The organism is Microcoleus sp. N9_B4, assembly GCF_036701635.1.
Lineage (GTDB): Bacteria > Cyanobacteriota > Cyanobacteriia > Cyanobacteriales > Microcoleaceae > Microcoleus.
In genome coordinates this window covers 100,746-118,415 of the sequence record NZ_JAUBRC010000001.1, presented here as the reverse complement: position 1 = coordinate 118,415, position 17,670 = coordinate 100,746, and the positions used below count along the sequence as shown (strand labels likewise).

The following is a 17,670-nucleotide window of genomic DNA, read 5'->3' as shown; positions in this document are numbered from 1 at the left end:
ACTGAGTTCCGTGAAACCGTTATTCTCAGTAGGTAAGCCATCAAACACTGTCCGAAGTGTTAATCAATAGTTAAAATCAATATTTTTGTTGTCCACTGTGGCTAACAGCTTTTTTAAACCGAGACTGCAAATTTGTTAGTTGTGTTTGCGTCAGGTGTCGCGAAGGCTGGCATGGTCATAGCTCGATATTTTATCTACTGTCATTTTTCATGAAAATTAGATGTAAAACAACAGCTTAATCAGCGAAAATTTTTCTCGGTTGTCTCGCAGCAGTTAGACGATCGTGCTTTTCCATATTTCCTGGAGTCATCGGGGTTAAAAGTAATTTGAGACATTTTACTTCTGAGGAATTTATCGATATGCCTAACGGTAGAGGGGATTCGTTCAAAACCTAGCGGATAATATACTGCAGATGGTACAAAACTAACAGCGAGTAATATCTGTATAGGCTCACCCGCTCTACTCGCAGTTAGGCAAATGTGTAAATCTATGTTATGCTGAGTCAAAATTGAGGAACGATCATGTCAAAAGAAAGAAAAAGCAACAAAGAAGTCAAAAAGCCAAAGAAACAACCTGATGGTGCTGCTAAGCCCAAGGATGACAAAAAAAATTATGGTAGCACCGAGGGCCGCAAGTAGAGAGAGCTGCTACTCTCGGACTTGCGATTAATTTTGTTCAATTGTCATTACTATCGATTTTTAACAGATTTAAATATCCTATTTTGGGATTATCCTAAAACAGGTTTATTATATCTAGGGAAGATGCAGTGCTAAACCCAAAGTATAATGAAATCTATTTTTAGCGATGAATATGAAACCTTCCGTTGCTGGATGATTGCGGCTCGTAAAGAAGCGCAACTAACTCAGGAGTCTGTTGCTAAATCTCTTAAAAAGCCCCAGTCTTTCGGGTAGTCATAAATATGTAGCGATCGGGGATATTACCAGGCTCTACATTCATTAGAGTGATGAATGAAATACCAAATGGCTCCAATATGATTCTCTAATTTTTTGGAGAAAGAAAGAGTTCGCCTTACAAGTCTTGAAACTCGTTGGCGTAAAGTATTATTAAACCTTTCAATATGACTGGTTTTACCACTTTCTTTGCCAACGGGTTTGTGACGTTTTGAGGCAATAACTTTTTCAGAAGATACCCAAAAATCCGTATAGCAAACCGCACATTGTCGATCAACAGGCGGCAAAGATTCCCAAAGCTTTTGTGCCGAGTTCCGGCTGCGATCTCCCATATAAACTCCAACAATTTCTCTAGTTTTTCTGTCTCTAGCCAGCCAGACCCATTGTTGATTATCTTTTTTTCTAACAAAAGACCATAATTCATCACATTCAATGATTAATTTTCCTTTAGCTTTCTCTGAAACCTTGACTTGGGGAGGGGTTTGGGCGTATTTATTATTTACATAATTTTGCAGCCAAGTTGGAGAAACCCCGACCGAACGAGCAATTCCAGCGAGAAAAAATTTTTCTAAGAGAAGTTTATCTATTAAATTCTTAGTTTGTTGAGAAATTTTATTTTTTGTAGAATTCTCAACAAACTGCTTGCCACATTGTTTGCACTTAAATTTTTGTTTTTTGTTGTGGGTACTGCCATTTTTTACGGTTTGTTGTCCTTGGCAGTAGGGAGAACCAGGTCGGCGATTTAAGAAATTAAAAAAATATTCCATAGCCAGTTAATTTACATCAATCTAAGAAATTGCTTTCTTTCAAAAAAGAACATTTGTGAGCAGTTTCATCAATAAAAATAATTAATAGCTTTAATAAGCTTTTCTAAAGCTATGACATCTATTTTTTGATGTTTTAACTTGAAAATAGCTGGGATTTTAGTTGGCAACTACCAACCACCACTACATATTTATGACTAACTCCTGGTTGCTGCATCCACTACCCCGCAAGCATCGTTTGCCCGTCGTAACGGCAATCCAGAGCGTTTCCATTCTCGTAATAACCATGCTTTTAAGGTAAGTTCATTAACTCTTACTTCTCTGACGTATTGAACGCAGACTTCTGTCACGACGGGGAACCTGCGAATTTTTTGTGTGTTAACATTTCCTGCGATATGACCTTTTCCCTTGTTCCAAATATTGGAATTAACATAGCGCCAACCATACTTTTCTAGAAGTGGATGCACAACAGCCCAACCAATCTCTGAATTCCAAAACCATAGTGTTGTGCATGGCATGGCTGCTTTTTACCATGCCTCGATATGAGGTTGATACCAATTAGGTAAATCAATGTGATCGGACGTGTCTCCTTCAAACCCAAGAATACCGTAAGCTCCATCTGAAACGATGACAGTAGGTCGCTCCCAATTGTCGTAGTGATGGAGACTATCGCCCAGATATAAAGCAACGTATTCGTCACTCCATGCAGAAAAATTCAAGTTGGTATTGAGATTAGCTTTTTTTCCACGACCAACAGTGCTAGTCGCCTTGCTTTTTAAGATGCTGGGAGAATTCGCTTCAGGGTTACATCGACTCATTTGTTGATTTACGTGGTTCTAAAAATTCAGTAACTAATACCTTATCCTATTTTGGGATATCTGGTTGGTAAGACCCGTACAGTGTCGAACCCTGAGAGACGACAGCCTCAGTGTTTCAATCCCTAATAGGGATTTATTGTGATTGTGGCAAAAAAGAGGTAAGAGCTCGCTCAACCCAACAAATCCTCAAAGGTAACTCTGGCCGCTCTACCCAGCATACAAAAATTTTATATTTAAGGGGAAATACTTAACTTTACTAAATATGTAGGTAAAGGCACAAAATGATGACTAACTATCTATCACACAGAAAATTGTGATATAATACACGAAATTTCGATCGGTGTAAATTCTACAGTCAAGAAACTGACTCGATATCAAATTTTTTTATGATTGATAAAAGTAAATTACCAGTATAACTGGAGGTCGTTGAAATGTATGGTTTAGTTAATCGTGCGATTCAAGACATGGTATGCGATCGTTTTGATGAAGCTACTTGGGACGAAATTAAGCAGAAAGCGCAAGTCCTAGACGAGCAATTTCTCATTTTAGAAGCTTATCCTGATGATTTGACTCATCGTCTAGTTAAATCTGCCAGTGAAGTGCTTGGCTTGTCCAGTGCAGAAATTATGCAGGCATTTGGCGAATACTGGGTTAAATTTACTGCTACTGCGGGTTATCAAGAAATACTAGATATGGCTGGAGATACATTACCCGAATTTCTAGAAAATCTAGATGATTTACATATTCGGATTGGGGTGCAATTCCCTAAGCTGCGACCACCATCTTTTGAATGTACAGAAGTTGCCCCAGATGCGATCGAGCTGCATTATCGCTCTACACGGGAAGGTTTCGCACCAATGGTAGTCGGGTTAGTTAAAGGTTTGGGCGATCGCTTCGAGACAGCAGTTGAGATCGCACACACTCAATCCCGTGAAGCAGGATTCGAGCATGACATATTTCGGATTGAGTACAGATCGGAAAAGATTGTAAATGATTCATGACTAAGCCGCTATATACACTGAATCCCCAGATGTTTTGCGATATATTTCCATTTCATATAGGATTTAATCAAAATCTGGAGATTGTCCAAGTTGGCGAGGTATTGCAACGGACTCATCAAATACCATTATTAGGTGAACAGATAGATCAACATTTTCAAATTCATCAGCCAGCGATCGCATTTAACTTTTTGACGATTCAGCAAAAACTCAAATCATTATTTATTCTGGAATCCAGACATAACTCTCTACGATTAAAGGGGCAAATGGTCGCTCTGAAAGAGGAGCGGGTGATCCTCTTTATCTGCTCTGTGTGGACTCCCGACTCAAGCCTACTCTCGAAATTAGCGGTTAAGTTGAAAGACTTTGCAATCCACGATCTGACTCCCGATTTTTTGTTTTTGCAACAAACTAGCCAAACAGCAATTCGGGAAGTTCAAAGCCTTACAGAAGAATTAACTAAGCAGAAAAATCAGCTTCAAGCATCACTAGAGGTTCAGAAAGAACTGACTTCTTTATCCCAACTTCAAGCACAAGATTTAAAGCAGGCTTTGAGTGAACTTCAACAAACGCAATCCCACCTAATTCAAGCAGAAAAAATGTCTAGTTTAGGTCAGTTAGTTGCCGGAATTGCCCATGAAATTAATAATCCGGTTAACTTTATTCATGGTAACTTGAAATATCTGCAAGAGTATGTCCAAAACCTAATAAGTTTATTACACCTTTATCATAAATACTATCCGCAGCCACCATCTGAAATTGAAGAAAAAGCCGCCATAATCGATATCATTTTTTTAGAACACGATCTTCCTAAAATTCTTAATTCTATCAAAATTGGCAGTGAACGCATTCGCAAAATAGTTAATTCTCTCAGAAACTTCTCCCGCCACGATGAAGCGGAAATCAAACCTGTAGATATTCATTCTGGAATTGAGAGCACTTTGTTGATTTTGCAGCATCGACTGAAATCTAATGGTGAAGCTCTAGAGATTCAAGTGATTAAACAATATGGTGAATTGCCTTTAGTCCAGTGCTACGCGTCGGCAATTAATCAGGTATTTATGAATATTATCAGTAATGGCATAGATGCTTTGCGAGATGCACAGAAAAATTGTGCTAACTGGAACAAAAAACCCACCATTATTATTCGGACTTTAGTTAATGATTCTCAGAATTTGGTAGTGAGCATTGCTGACAATGGTCTGGGTATGGAACAGTGGGTAATCAATAAGATATTTGAGCCATTTTTTACGACGAAGCCAGTGGGAAGTGGTACGGGTTTGGGATTGTCAATTAGTTATTCGATTGTGGTGGAAAAGCACGGGGGTAAGTTAAGCTGTATTTCTGCACCGGGAGAAGGAGCAGAATTTACGATCGAGATGCCGCTCTAAATTCAAACCTGTAAGTTGAAACTCAAGCGGGCTGAAGCCGCTGAGATTCTTAAGAAATTGCTTCCTATCCTAAGTTTTGATGAGCCGATCCCTTGACGCTTTTTTGGGCAAACAATGCAAAAAATATAGTTTGATCCCCATCGCCCAAATCTATCACAACGATATCTCTGTCACCGCAATATTACCCTCAAAACACACGTCAACATCAGTCCCCGCCGCCCGATCGCGATTCCCATATTCTCCGGCATAATAAAAGTATTCTCCCTCCACCCGGTAAACAACTGGCAGCGGCTGCGTTGAAGGCTGGCAAAACACAATTTCCGGTTCCGCACTTCCCGGCGCTAAATGTGGCAAATTCACATTCCAGAAACACCCAGACTTTGGTTCCCGGTTCACCAAATCCGCCAACACCCGCGATGTCCAGCGAGTAGCGACATCCCAGTCTATTTCGAGCGGCCTTTTAATTCGGTGGGAAATTGCGATTCCCGGAATACCGTGCATGGCTGCTTCGCGCACAGCCGCAACCGTACCCGAAATATACACGTCAACCCCCAAATTGCCACCCGCGTTAATACCCGAAAGCACCAAATCCGGCTTCGCACAAACGTGATGAAGAGCAATGCGAACGCAGTCTGCCGGTGTTCCCCCTACAGCATATTCCACGGACGATCGCCGATCGACATGAATCGGACTGTGAGCCGTCACTTGATGCCCGCAGCCCGACAATTGCCCCTGCGGAGCCACCATAATTGTTTTGCCGCTTACTGCTTGCAAAAGTGCTTGAATGCCCGGAGCATCGATGCCGTCGTCGTTGGTTAAAATTATCGTCATTAAAAATGTGTCGGTTTTATAGAACCGATTTGAGAGCGCAGATGCTGGCAACCTTCTGGTAGCTTTAGCCCAAATTGGTTGTTGGTTGGTGGCGATCGTCAGTATGAGCATTGCCACACATTTATTAGCTTACGTTATCACAATAAGTACGAGAGAGCCGATAATGAGTTAATGTCGATTCCAATCGCTTTGACGCAGGGGATGGGAGAATAGACATCAAATCTTTATCAAAGATAGTATCTAAGTTACAGTCTTCATTTCCCATTCATAAATCAAATACTTATCTACACTGTTACCATTATTACATTTTAACTCAGGAGAGCCACATGAAGGAACCCACTCAACACATGACTGAAGCTGTAACTCAAGGCTACTGTAAATTCCCAGAATCTAGTATGAAGGCAAGTCGGGATGAACTCGATGACCTCAAACTAAAGATTGAAGGGCACTTACCAGAAGACATCCAAGGTCACGTATTTATCGTGGCGCCAGTCGGTTCTGTTAACTCTGGCGGCCTCCCCTATCCAGACGGAGACTCACTGTTAAATGGCGACGGGATGATTTACCGATTTGACTTCGATCGCCAGGGTGAGGTGAGGGTAAAAACTCGCCTTGTTAAGCCACCAGATTACTACGCCGATAAGGCAACACAGCCGGGAACAAAGTATGGTGGATATCAATTTAGCAATTATGGCATCGCTCGGTTTTCTCTCTCGCTTGGCCTCCGTAATCAACTAAATACGGACTTTTTGAAAATGAAATTTGCTCAGGACTCACAGGAGCGTCTGCTAGTGACCTACGATGCAGGTCGTCCTTATGAAATTGATACAGACACCCTGGAAGTGGTAACACCAGTTGGCTCAAATCAAGAGTGGCGTGGACAACTTGATAAGGTAAACTTTCCGATTAATGCAAAAAAGTTTCCCTTCAAAAGTATTCTTAGCACTGCTCATCCTGCCTTTGATGCTTACGAAAGTAAAATGTTTACGGTTAATTATGGGAAATCAGCAAAGAGTTTCATAGAAGACATAGCTTGGATCAACAATCTAAATAAATTTTATGAAAAAGCTGAGCCATTTAGGTTAATGAAATCTGTGACTGAGTTTATATCAGATGTATTTCAGAAAAATGAGTTTCGTTTTTTGATTTTATTTCAAAATAAATTAAAAAAGCTCGTAAATTTGCTTGAAAATATAATTAAGATAGAAATGGAAGATTTCACTTATCTGATTTGCTGGGATGGTGTCGGTGAACTCAAACGATGGAAGCTGATACTGCCTGATGGTTCACCAGTCAAGATTGAACAAACCATTCATCAAATAGGAGTAACTAAAGATTATGTAGTCTTGATGGATACGGCTTTTACAGCCGGACTGTCACAAGTGACAAACAGTTACTTTACAGAGAATAAAGAACTAGAAACACTTTTGAGGCACTTACTCGAACGTCCGGCTTGTCCAGATTCTAAGTTCTACATTGTGCGTCGAGCCGACCTGAAAGCAAAACAAACTCCAGCATCGAGCCAGAAAGAAGTTGAAGTTGTTGTGCGACAAGTGGTGATTCCACTCCAAGCTGCTCACTTTCTAGTTGATTATGATAATCCCCAGGGAGAGATTATACTTCACGTAGCACATATTTGTGCAATGCAAGTTTCTGCATGGCTCAGGAAGTATGATGTTTCTGCCTACAAACCCCATCATCCTGTACCATCTTACCTGCATGGTATGGAACACGATGAAATGGATATCAGCCGTATGGGACGTTATGTAATTAACGGAGATACAGGAAAGCTGATTGAGTCAAAAGTTATCTGGGACTTTAGGTGTACTTGGGGTGTAGATCTCTACTCATATCTCGATCGACTGCCTACGGGCTTGCCTCCAGGACAGATGGAAAACATCTACTGGAGTTCTTTTGGACTTTGGCCACAACTAATGACAAAATTCATTTTTGATTTACACAAGGATTATAAGTATCAAGTAATTCCTAGATCAAAAGTTCTCAACCTCGCTAAGAAGGGCATACCACCTTGCTTGTTTCGATTGCATACAAAGTCAATGGTCATCGCCGATCGCTATGAGTTTCCTTGTGGGCATATGATGCTCTCACCACAGTTTGTACCGCGTGGGAATCGGGACAGTTCGACGAACGGTTACATTGTGTGTGCTGTTTGTTTTGAAGACAAAAATGAAATCTGGATTTTCGATGCTAACGATCTAGCAAAGGGACCCCTATGTCGATTACATCATCCCGACCTCAAGTTTGGGTTTACGTTGCACACAACATGGTTGCGACAGGTTGCCAGCCGCCAAGCTAATTACAATATCCCTGTAGAGCAGGATTACCAGGATCTAGTAGATAAAAACGATCCAGAGATTAAAAAGTTGTTTGAAGATGAGGTGTACCCCCACTTTTCTTGATAAATTCTCTATTAGACCTCTCCCATAACTCTTGTGGGGTGGGCGTCTAGCCTGCCTTATTCTCTATTTTCTGGAGAGGTCTATTAGCGATCGCTCAATACAAGGTTATTCAACAAGACGATCTTACGTTCTCATAAGGAGTAATATGAACCAACCAACTCAAAACCCAACTCCTGCAGTAACAGGCGGCTGTCCCCCAGTTCCCGAATCACTTGTCAAAGCTAAACGGGATGAACTCACCGACATCAAACTAAATATTACTAAGATGGGTGAGAAAGACTTACCAGATGACTTGCGGGGTCATGTCTTTATCATTGCACCAGTCGGAACCATTGAATCAGGAGGTCTTCCCTTTACAAATGGAGACTCATTCTTAAGCGGCGACGGTATGATTTACCGACTGGACTTCCAGCAAAAGGGTAAAGTTTTATTAACTACACGGATTATCAGGCCACCAGATTACTATGCGGATGAAGCAACCCAGCCTGGTGAAAAGTATGCTAAGTATCAATTCCGCAATCATGGCATTATCAGGTTTTCTTGGTGTCTTGGTTCTCGCAACGATTTAAGTATTGCTTTCCTGCCAATGAAATTTGCTGGGGACTCCCAAGAACGCCTGCTAGTTGCCTATGATGCGGGTCGTCATTACGAAATTGATACGGAAACTCTTGAGGTGGCAACTCCTATAGGCTGGAACAAAGAGTGGCGAGGAGAAATTGAGCTGAATTTTCCCTTGCAGTGCTTGAATTTTCCCTTTTCACCCGTGCTTAGCACTGCTCACCCCGTATTTGACGTTCGCAAAAGCGAAATGTTCACGGTCAATTATGGGATGTCATTAAAAACTTTTCTCGGCATCGTAACTAATACGGCAAATAAACTAGCGAAACAAGTAAAGAAAGTTTTTCCGCCAGCTAAAAATTATGTGGATAAATTCAAGCTTCCAGAAGATTTCATTTATCTAATTCGCTGGGATGGTAAAGAAGAACTAGAGCGATGGCAGCTAGTGTTGCCTGATGGTTCGCCCGTAAAAATTAAGCAAAGCATTCACCAAATTGGATTTTCTAAAAATTACGTGGTAATTGTAGATACCTCTTTCAGGACAGGGATAGAGCAGATAATTAACAACCCTTTTCCGAAAAACAAAAGGTTAGAAGAATGCTTGCGAAAAAAACTGGATGTCATGGAGTTAGCAACAACTCCTGTATATCTCGTACCTCGCGATCGCTTGACAAAAGGTCAAAAATCTGGAATTAGTGATCGCAACCAAGATGTGCCAACAGTGACTGTGCAAAAAGTAGAAATTCCCCTAGAGATAACCCATTTTCTCGTAGATTACGACAATCCCGAACAACTAATTACCCTTCATGCAGCACATACTTGTGCCTGGGATGTGTCTGAATGGATACGTGCCTATGATGACTCTCCTTTTGACCCTAAGTTACCTCGTCCACAGGGGATGGAACAGAGCGAGATGGACATCAGTCGCGTCGGACGCTACGTCATTAACGGAGAAACTGGAGAAATCGTTGAACAGAAGGTTATTCCAGAGAAATTTATCCCTGAAGCAGAAGAGTGCAGGTGCACTTGGGGAGTAGCACTTTATGCTTATCTTGACCGACTTCCTTCGACTCTCTATCCCACCATGCCGCCAGGAAAGCTTGACAATATCTACTGGATCTCTTTGGGACTCTGGAAGGATTTAGTCAGCAAGTTCATGGTTGATTTTTTCAAAGACTATCCGTCCAGAGAAGTGCCACTAGAGGAATTGCTCAGAATTGCCCAAGAAGAAGGCAGACCAAGTAGCTTGTTTCGTATGGATACTTCTTCAACTGAATCGATGAAGATTGCCGATTCCTATGAATTTCCTCCTGGTTGTATCGGTCTTTCGCCCCAGTTTATACCGCGCGGTGATGGTAACAGTTCAACGGATGGTTACATTACCTGCACTGTTTGGTTGAACAATACCTACGAGATCTGGATTTTCGAGGCTTGGGCCCTCAACCAGGGGCCGCAGTGGAAACTGAGCGATTCCTCTCTCAACTTTGGGTTAACTTTGCACACGACGTGGTTGCCAAGTATTGGACGCCGCCAAGCTAGCTACAACGTGCCTGTGAGGGAGGATTATCAGGAATTAGTGGCTCAGAAGCGATCGCAGGAGATTCAGGATTTGTTTGATGAAAAGGTGTACCCTCACTTTGAGAAAGAATTAAAATCGATCTGAGAGCAACGATAATATATTTAACAAGGTTAGAGGTCAAAGCTACTGTAAACTAGGTCATCCTGACCTCTAGTCTTTTTATATTTAAACAAAAAAAGTAAAAATATGATTATTCTCCCCGGCTACACAATTGTAGAGATAATTTATGAAGGAGACAGAACAGTTGTTTGCCGAGGAATCAGAGAGCGCGATCGCCAGTCAGTTATTCTCAAGATAATTAAAAATGAATATCCGAACATTGAAGAGATTACTTGCCTAAGACAAGAATACAGCATTCCCCAAAAATTAGACATCCCCGGAATAGTCAAGCCATACAATCTGGTTAGCTATCAGAATAGCTTTGCTTTAGTATTAGAAGATTTTGGCGGTCGAGCTATTAACAAATTATTGAGATTTAAAAACATTAAATTACAAGATTTTTTAATTTTGGCGATTTCTTTAGCAGAAACGATCGGTCAACTCCATAAAGTAGGGATTATACATAAAGATATTAAACCTAGCAATATCATCATCAACCCCGAAACGAGGGAAGTCAAAATAACTGACTTTAGCATCGCGATCGCCTTACCCAAAGAACAGCAAACTATTGTCAATCCCAACTTGCTGGAAGGGACTCTCGCTTATATGTCACCCGAACAAACGGGAAGGATGAATCGAGCAATTGACTACCGCACCGACTTCTACTCTTTGGGAGTGACTTTCTATGAAATACTGACCAACCAGTTGCCATTTACTACCACCGATCCGATGGAGTTGGTTTACTGTCATATTGCCAAACAACCAGTCCCACCTAAAGAGGTAGCAGAAATTCCTCAAGCGGTTTCAGATATTGTGATGAAACTGTTAGCAAAAAATGCGGAAGACCGATATCAAAGTGCGGCGGGATTAAAATTTGACCTGGAAACTTGTTTGCAGCAATTGCAGACAACTGGAAAGATTGAAAATTTTCCCATCGGTCAACGCGATCGCGGCAACCAATTACTCATTCCCCAGAAGCTTTATGGTAGAGAAACCGAAGTCCAAATTCTTCTAGATGCCTTTAGACGAGTCAGCCTCGGTGTCACCGAGATGATGTTAGTTTCCGGTTATTCCGGGATTGGTAAAACTTCAATCGTCAATGAAGTTCATAAACCAATTCTAGCAGCTAGGGGATATTTTATTGCGGGTAAGTTTGACCAGTTTAAGCGCAATATTCCCTATGCGGCTTTAATCCAAGCATTTCAAGAATTAGTTCGTCAGCTATTAACTGAAAGTTCCGAACAGATTGCTATTTGGAAAGAAAACTTATTAAATGCGCTATATAATAACGGTCAAGTTATTATTGATGTTATCCCGGAAGTCGAACTAATTATCGGTAAACAGCCTGAAGTTCCTCAACTGGGATCATCGGAATTCCAAAACAGATTTAATCGGGTATTTCAACAATTTATTCGCGTTTTTTGTCAACCCGAACACCCGCTAGTCATATTCCTAGACGATTTACAGTGGGCAGATTCGGCATCTCTAAAGTTAATCCAACTCTTAGTCACTGACCCAGATAACAAATATTTGTTAACGATTGGAGCTTATCGAGATAATGAAGTCAGTCCCGTTCATCCTTTAATTCAGACCATAGAAAAAATTCAAGAAACTGAAACGGTGGTGAATAATATCACCATTCAGGCGCTGGCTTTGGATAGCGTCAACCAATTAATCGCCGACACTCTGGATGCCAGCGTAAATTCAGACGAAATAAAAGTTTTTTCAGAGTTACTTTTTAATAAAACCCAAGGCAATCCGTTTTTCTTAACGCAGCTACTCAAAACGCTGTACTCCGAAAATCTGCTGGTTTATCAAGTAGATACAGACCGCTGGGAGTGGGATATTCAACAAATCCAAGCAATTGGTATCGCAGATTTCAATATCGTTGAACTGGTTGCCAGAAATATTCGCAAACTCCCTGAAACAACGCAGAAAGCATTAAAATTAGCGGCTTGTATCGGCAACCAATTTAACTTAGAAGTTTTATCAATTGTCAATGAAGAATCAAACATAGCGACGGCTGCTAATTTGTGGGAAGCACTGCAAGCGGGTTTGATTCTGCCGCTGTCTGAAAATTACAAAATTCCTCTAGTATTTGCCCAGGAAGAGTTGGCATCTATACGCGATATCAAAGTTGACTACAAATTTTTGCACGACCGCGTGCAGCAAGCTGCTTATTCTTTGATTCCAGAGTCAGAGAAAAAAGCGACTCACTTGAAAATTGGTCAACTGTTGCTGAATAATACAACAGAGCAAGAGCGAAAAGATAATATTTTTGCTCTGGTTAACCAACTGAATTTTGGCACATATTTGCTAACTAATCAGTCAGAAAAAGATGAGTTAGCCCAATTAAACCTGATCGCCGGACAGAAAGCAAAGGCAGCTACTGCATATGAAGCTGCTGTTAATTATTTGAATGTAGGTATAGAACTCCTGAGTCAAGATAGCTGGGAAAGTAGATACGATCTGACATTTAATTTTTATCTGGAAGCAGCGGAAGCCGAATATCTTAATGCTAATTTAGAACGAGCGGGTATCTTGTGCGATCGCACTCTCCAAAAAGCCAAAACAATCCTCGAACAAGTCAACTTATATGTGCTGAAAATTAGGCTTAACCTCGCTAAAAACCAGATTCAATCTGCGTTAGATAATGGGCTGCAAGTTCTAGAAATGCTGGGAGTGACCCTATCCCAATCACCCCCCCAAGAGTTAAATATCGAGGAGTTAGCGAACTTGCCAGAAATGAGCGATCGCTACAAGCTGGCAGCTATGCAGATTTTGCTTCTCATATTCTCACCTGCTTGTTTTGGAGATGGCAAGCTATCTCTACCAATTCTGTATACTATGATCGATCTTTCCAGTCAATACGGAAATTCTAGCCCATCTATTTATGCCTACTGTAACTATGGTGGAATCGTAACTTGGCAAATTCCAGACATAGATTTTGCCTATCAACTAGGTCAACTAGCTTTGAATGTATTAGATAAGCTGAATGCCAAAGAGTATCGTTGTAAAGCATCGCTCACATTTTGCATTACTATCCAACATTGGAAGCAACATACTAGGAATACTATAGAACCCTTGCGTCAGGCAATTCAAGACGGTCTAGAAGTTGGCGATATAGAATTTGCTTGTCATACGGCTGACTTCTACTGTGCTCACTTGTTTTTTGTTGGCGAACATCTTGAATTTGTGGCTGAGAGGTTGGAGCAATATATTGATTTTGTCAACAAATTTAAGCACGTATACCAGTTAAATTTGTTGAAAATATTTGGTCAAGCTGTATCGAATATTAGAGGAGATTCTGAAAATAAATGCAAATTAATTGGTAATGATTTTAATGAAATAAAAAAAATCCCGCAATTTATTGAAGAGCAAAGTGTAATTTGTTTGTTTTACTTGTACTTTTTTAAATCCCGTTTGTCTTATCTATTCAAAGATTACTATGGGTGTTTAGAAAATGCTGAATTAGCTGCCCAATATTCGCATTTTGTTCGCAATATAGTTCTTTTTGTTGAACATATTTTTTACTATTCACTTGCTTTAATTGCTCAGTATGCAAATAGTTGTTTTTCTGAGGAAAACGAGCATAGCAAACAACAATATCTGACACAAGTAGAAGAAAATCAGCAAAAGATGAAATATTGGGCTTCCCATTGCCCAGCCAATTATCAGCATAAGTATGACTTAGTAGAAGCAGAAAAAGCCCGCGTATTGGGGCAATCTTTCTCAGCAATGGAATATTACGACCTGGCGATAGATGGAGCCAAGGAAAATGGATATGTACAGGATGAAGCCCTCGCCAATGAACTAGCAGCAGAATTTTATTTAGCATTAGGTCGTCAGAAAGTAGCGCGTACCTATTTAATTGACGCTTACTATGCTTATATTCGCTGGGGAGCCAAGGCAAAAGTTAAAGATTTAGAAGAGCGCCATGCTGAATTACTCGCACCAGTCGTCAGTAGGAAAAATAGCCTGACGAGTGGAAGAGACGAAAGGATTATTCAGACCAGAACCACTGTCACTTCTACCAGTTCAGGTACTGCAAACGAGCTGGATTTATCAACAATTATCAAAGCCTCCCAAGCGCTCTCAGGGGAAGTTCATTTAGATAAGTTACTCTCCAATTTAATGAAAGTCTTGCTGGAAAACGCCGGAGCAGAAAAATTTTATTTCATCATACCTGACCCAGCAGGTAAGTGGAAAATTGAAGCTCAATGTACGGGTGAACGATGTGAAGTAATATCCAAGTCAGCGACTGAAAATCAAGTGATTCCTATCTCGCTGGTTAATTATGTAGAACGCACGCAAGAAACTCTTGCGATCGATGATGCAACCACTGAAACTAAGTTTGCCTCTGACCCGTATATTATTCAGCAGCGACCTAAATCTATCTTGTGTAGCCCCCTGATCAATCAAGGTAAGTTGGTGGGCATCTTATACCTAGAAAATAATTTAACAGCGGGGGCTTTTACGCGCGATCGCTTAGAAGTCCTCAACATCATTTCCGCCCAAGCTGCGATCTCCATCGAAAATGCCCGTCTCTATCAAACTTTAGAAGAAAAGGTGCAACAACGCACCGCCCAACTCGCCCAAGCCAACCAGGAAATTAGCTCCCTCAACAACAAACTTAAAGCCGAAAACATCCGCCTCAGTGCTGAGTTAGAAGTCACCAAACGACTGCAACAAATGATCTTGCCCAAACAATCAGAACTAGATAAAATTAAAGGATTAGAAATAGCTGGATATATGGAACCTGCCGATGAAGTTGGTGGCGACTACTACGACGTGCTAACCCAAAATGATCAGGTAAAAATTACCATCGGCGATGTTACGGGACATGGTTTAGAAAGTGGCGTATTAATGATTATGGCGCAAACCGCCGTCCGCACTCTCCAACAAATGAACGAAACCGATCCGGTGAAGTTTCTTGATGTGTTAAACCGCACCCTGTATGCCAATATCGAGCGCATCGACTCGTCTAAAAACATGACCTTGGCTTTGTTAGATTATCAAGATAGTAACTTCAGCCTCAGCGGTCAACATGAAGAAGTTATCGTAGTCCGTACTGATGGTAACATCGAACTGATCGATACAATGGAACTCGGTTTTCCCCTGGGATTAGAGGAAGATATTTCGGGTTTTGTTTCCCAAATTCAAGTGCATCTTAATCCAGGGGATGTAGTAGTGCTTTACACAGATGGAATTACCGAAGCTATAAATATAAATAAAGTGTATTACGGCATAGAAAGATTGTGCCAAGTGGCCAAAGAAAATCGCCACAAAACGGCTGAAGAAATTCGGGAAGCAGTAATCGATCATCTGCGGCAACATATTGACAAACATAAAGTTTTTGACGACATTACGTTGGTAGTCCTAAAACAGAAATAACGCAAGTTGGTAATTGGTAATTGGTAATTGGTAATTGGTAAATTGTTTGAGCGTCCGATGATAGTGTGTGGTTCATCTTCGATACCCTGTCAGTGCTAAATTGGGCGATCGGGCGAATTGGTATAATCAAAGGCAACATCAGCGCTTTCACAGGTCAAACGCTGCTTTCGATCGCAGCCCCAATGCCGCGACTGCCTCCGGTAAAAAAAAATTGTGTGTATCCGTACCAACTGACACCAAAACCTGGTGAGTATTAGAGGCGATCGCAGGTTGAATAGACAAAACTTGCACTTTCATCGTATTAACGAGTAATATCAAATCCCTTGGTATCGGAATTATTCATCTCTCTCTTCTCTTCCTCTGTGTCCTCTGCGGTCTCTGCGGTTAAATCATTCCAAAATTAGACATCTCATTAAAAGCTAAGTCTAAATCCCCCTTTCCTGCCAATAACAGTAAAAGGGAGATTTAGGACGATCGCTAAAGCGTCAAAGATTGAGGATTTGTCTCAATCAATTTCGCTAAATCTTGCAAGAAAGATGCAGCATCAGCACCGTAAATAATCCGGTGATCGCAAGTAATATTCACCTGCATTTGGCGCTTCACTCCCATCAAACCATCTTCATTAGCTACTACTTGCGGCCGCGAAGAGCCGATCGCCAAAATCGAGCCTTGATTCGGCGGCAAAATCGCGTCAAACTTGTCTACTCCAAACATTCCCAGATTGGAAAGAGTAAAAGTTCCCGTGCTGTATTCATCAGGCTTCAACTGCTTGGTGCGGGCGCGATCGACTAAATCCTTCCAAGTGCGCGAGAGCGAATAAATATCGAGGCGATCGGCATTTTGCAGCACCGGCGTAATCAAACCGCCGCCGTCCATCGCCACCGCTACCGCCACATTAATATCAGCGCGGTATTGAATTCCCGACTCCACATAACAAGCATTCAGCAGAGGATGTTTTTGTAAAGTTACTGCTACAGCCTTCGCCAGCATAGCCGTCATCGTGACGCCCTTCGACTTAATTTGTTTGTAGAGTTTGTCGAGATTATCAGTAGTAATTGTGTAACCGACGCGGAAAGAAGGCACGCTCAAACTTGCTTCCATATTCCGCACCACCGCATTTTGCAGCGCATTCATCGGTACTTTTTGGCCGGAAAGTGCGATCGCCGGGACTGGTGCGGGTGCGGGTGCGGGTTTGGCTGCTGCGGGGGCGGGTGCTGCGGGGGCGGGTGCGGGTGCTGCGGGGACTGTTACCGCTTGCTGAACGGGAGCTGGTTGGGCTTTGCCGGCGGCTGCTTCCACATCCTCTGCGACAATGCGACCGTTGGGCCCGCTGCCTTTGATAGAATTCAAATCTACTTTAAACTCTTTGGCTAATTTGCGAGCGCGGGGAGAAACGACGCTGCGGCCGTTTTGGCGGCTGACATTTTGCTGCAAACCTGCTGACGATGTAGCTGCACTCACAGGAGCGGGGTTGGGAGCAGGGGCGGTGGCGGCGGTTGGGGCGGCGGCTCCTTGCTGCTGAGCTGTGGCGATTTCGGCTTCTGTTTCTGCGACTAGCGCGATGGCTGCTCCCACCGGAGCAACTTCGCCCGCAGGTACGATAATTATTGCTAAATAGCCTTCGTAGAAAGACTCCACGTCCATGTCGGCTTTGTCTGATTCAACCACTACCACCGTTTCGCCTTTTTCTACTTTGTCTCCGGCGGATTTGACCCAGGAAACAATTTTGCCCTCTGTCATGGTAGAACTCAAGGCTGGCATGAAAACTTCGCGAATCATCTGTAAAAAGTCCTTTTGTGTTGGTAATAGGTAATAGGTAATCGGTATTTGGCAATTGATAATTGGCGACCGGCCACCGGCAATACTTATTATTATGCCAGTGTCTCGCATTCTGGATGTGTGACTGT

General features: G+C 41.9%; 11 protein-coding genes. 6 read left to right on the top strand and 5 right to left on the bottom strand.

What is annotated here, in order from left to right:
- Positions 1 to 937: 937 nt before the first annotated feature.
- From QUA43_RS00475 to QUA43_RS00465, 3 genes are all read right to left on the bottom strand, one after another.
- The gene (locus QUA43_RS00475; RefSeq protein ID WP_333370076.1) at positions 938 to 1,678 is read right to left on the bottom strand and encodes an IS1 family transposase; all 741 of its coding nucleotides are present in this window, start codon (positions 1,676 to 1,678) and stop codon (positions 938 to 940) included.
- 194 nt (positions 1,679 to 1,872) lie between these two features.
- A complete protein-coding gene (locus tag QUA43_RS00470; protein ID WP_333370074.1) occupies positions 1,873 to 2,193 on the bottom strand; it encodes a hypothetical protein in 321 nt (106 codons plus the stop codon).
- Between the two features lie 9 nt (positions 2,194 to 2,202).
- On the bottom strand, positions 2,203 to 2,493 hold the full coding sequence (locus QUA43_RS00465) for a hypothetical protein (RefSeq protein ID WP_333370072.1): 291 nt from the start codon (positions 2,491 to 2,493) through the stop codon (positions 2,203 to 2,205).
- Positions 2,494 to 2,924: 431 nt separating this feature from the next.
- Between QUA43_RS00465 and QUA43_RS00460 the strand changes: the two genes are divergently transcribed.
- Together QUA43_RS00460 and QUA43_RS00455 are read left to right on the top strand one after the other, a co-directional pair.
- Positions 2,925 to 3,494 (top strand): heme NO-binding domain-containing protein, encoded by a 570-nt coding sequence (locus tag QUA43_RS00460; RefSeq protein ID WP_333370070.1) that lies wholly within the window; start codon positions 2,925 to 2,927, stop codon positions 3,492 to 3,494.
- Positions 3,491 to 4,882: an ATP-binding protein gene (locus tag QUA43_RS00455; RefSeq protein WP_333370068.1), complete on the top strand. Its 1,392-nt coding sequence runs from the start codon at positions 3,491 to 3,493 to the stop codon at positions 4,880 to 4,882. Before QUA43_RS00460 ends, QUA43_RS00455 begins: the two co-directional genes overlap by 4 nt.
- A gap of 153 nt (positions 4,883 to 5,035) precedes the next feature.
- Here QUA43_RS00455 and surE read toward each other — a convergent pair whose 3' ends face one another.
- Positions 5,036 to 5,713, bottom strand: coding sequence for a 5'/3'-nucleotidase SurE (surE, locus tag QUA43_RS00450; protein WP_333370339.1), 678 nt, complete (start codon positions 5,711 to 5,713; stop codon positions 5,036 to 5,038).
- 326 nt (positions 5,714 to 6,039) lie between these two features.
- Between surE and QUA43_RS00445 the strand changes: the two genes are divergently transcribed.
- From QUA43_RS00445 to QUA43_RS00430, 4 genes are all read left to right on the top strand, one after another.
- Positions 6,040 to 8,133 carry a carotenoid oxygenase family protein gene (locus QUA43_RS00445; protein WP_333370066.1) on the top strand — a complete coding sequence of 698 codons (2,094 nt, stop codon included), beginning with the start codon at positions 6,040 to 6,042 and terminating at the stop codon, positions 8,131 to 8,133.
- 145 nt (positions 8,134 to 8,278) lie between these two features.
- Entirely contained in the window at positions 8,279 to 10,354 is a 2,076-nt protein-coding gene (locus QUA43_RS00440; RefSeq protein ID WP_333370064.1) for a carotenoid oxygenase family protein, read from the top strand.
- A gap of 102 nt (positions 10,355 to 10,456) precedes the next feature.
- Positions 10,457 to 15,763 carry an AAA family ATPase gene (locus tag QUA43_RS00435; RefSeq protein ID WP_333370062.1) on the top strand — a complete coding sequence of 1,769 codons (5,307 nt, stop codon included), beginning with the start codon at positions 10,457 to 10,459 and terminating at the stop codon, positions 15,761 to 15,763.
- Positions 15,764 to 15,828: 65 nt separating this feature from the next.
- Positions 15,829 to 16,020, top strand: a complete 192-nt coding sequence (locus QUA43_RS00430; protein ID WP_333370061.1) for a hypothetical protein — start codon at positions 15,829 to 15,831, stop codon at positions 16,018 to 16,020.
- Positions 16,021 to 16,240: 220 nt separating this feature from the next.
- Here QUA43_RS00430 and QUA43_RS00425 read toward each other — a convergent pair whose 3' ends face one another.
- On the bottom strand, positions 16,241 to 17,542 hold the full coding sequence (locus QUA43_RS00425) for a dihydrolipoamide acetyltransferase family protein (protein ID WP_333370059.1): 1,302 nt from the start codon (positions 17,540 to 17,542) through the stop codon (positions 16,241 to 16,243).
- Positions 17,543 to 17,670 lie beyond the last annotated feature (128 nt).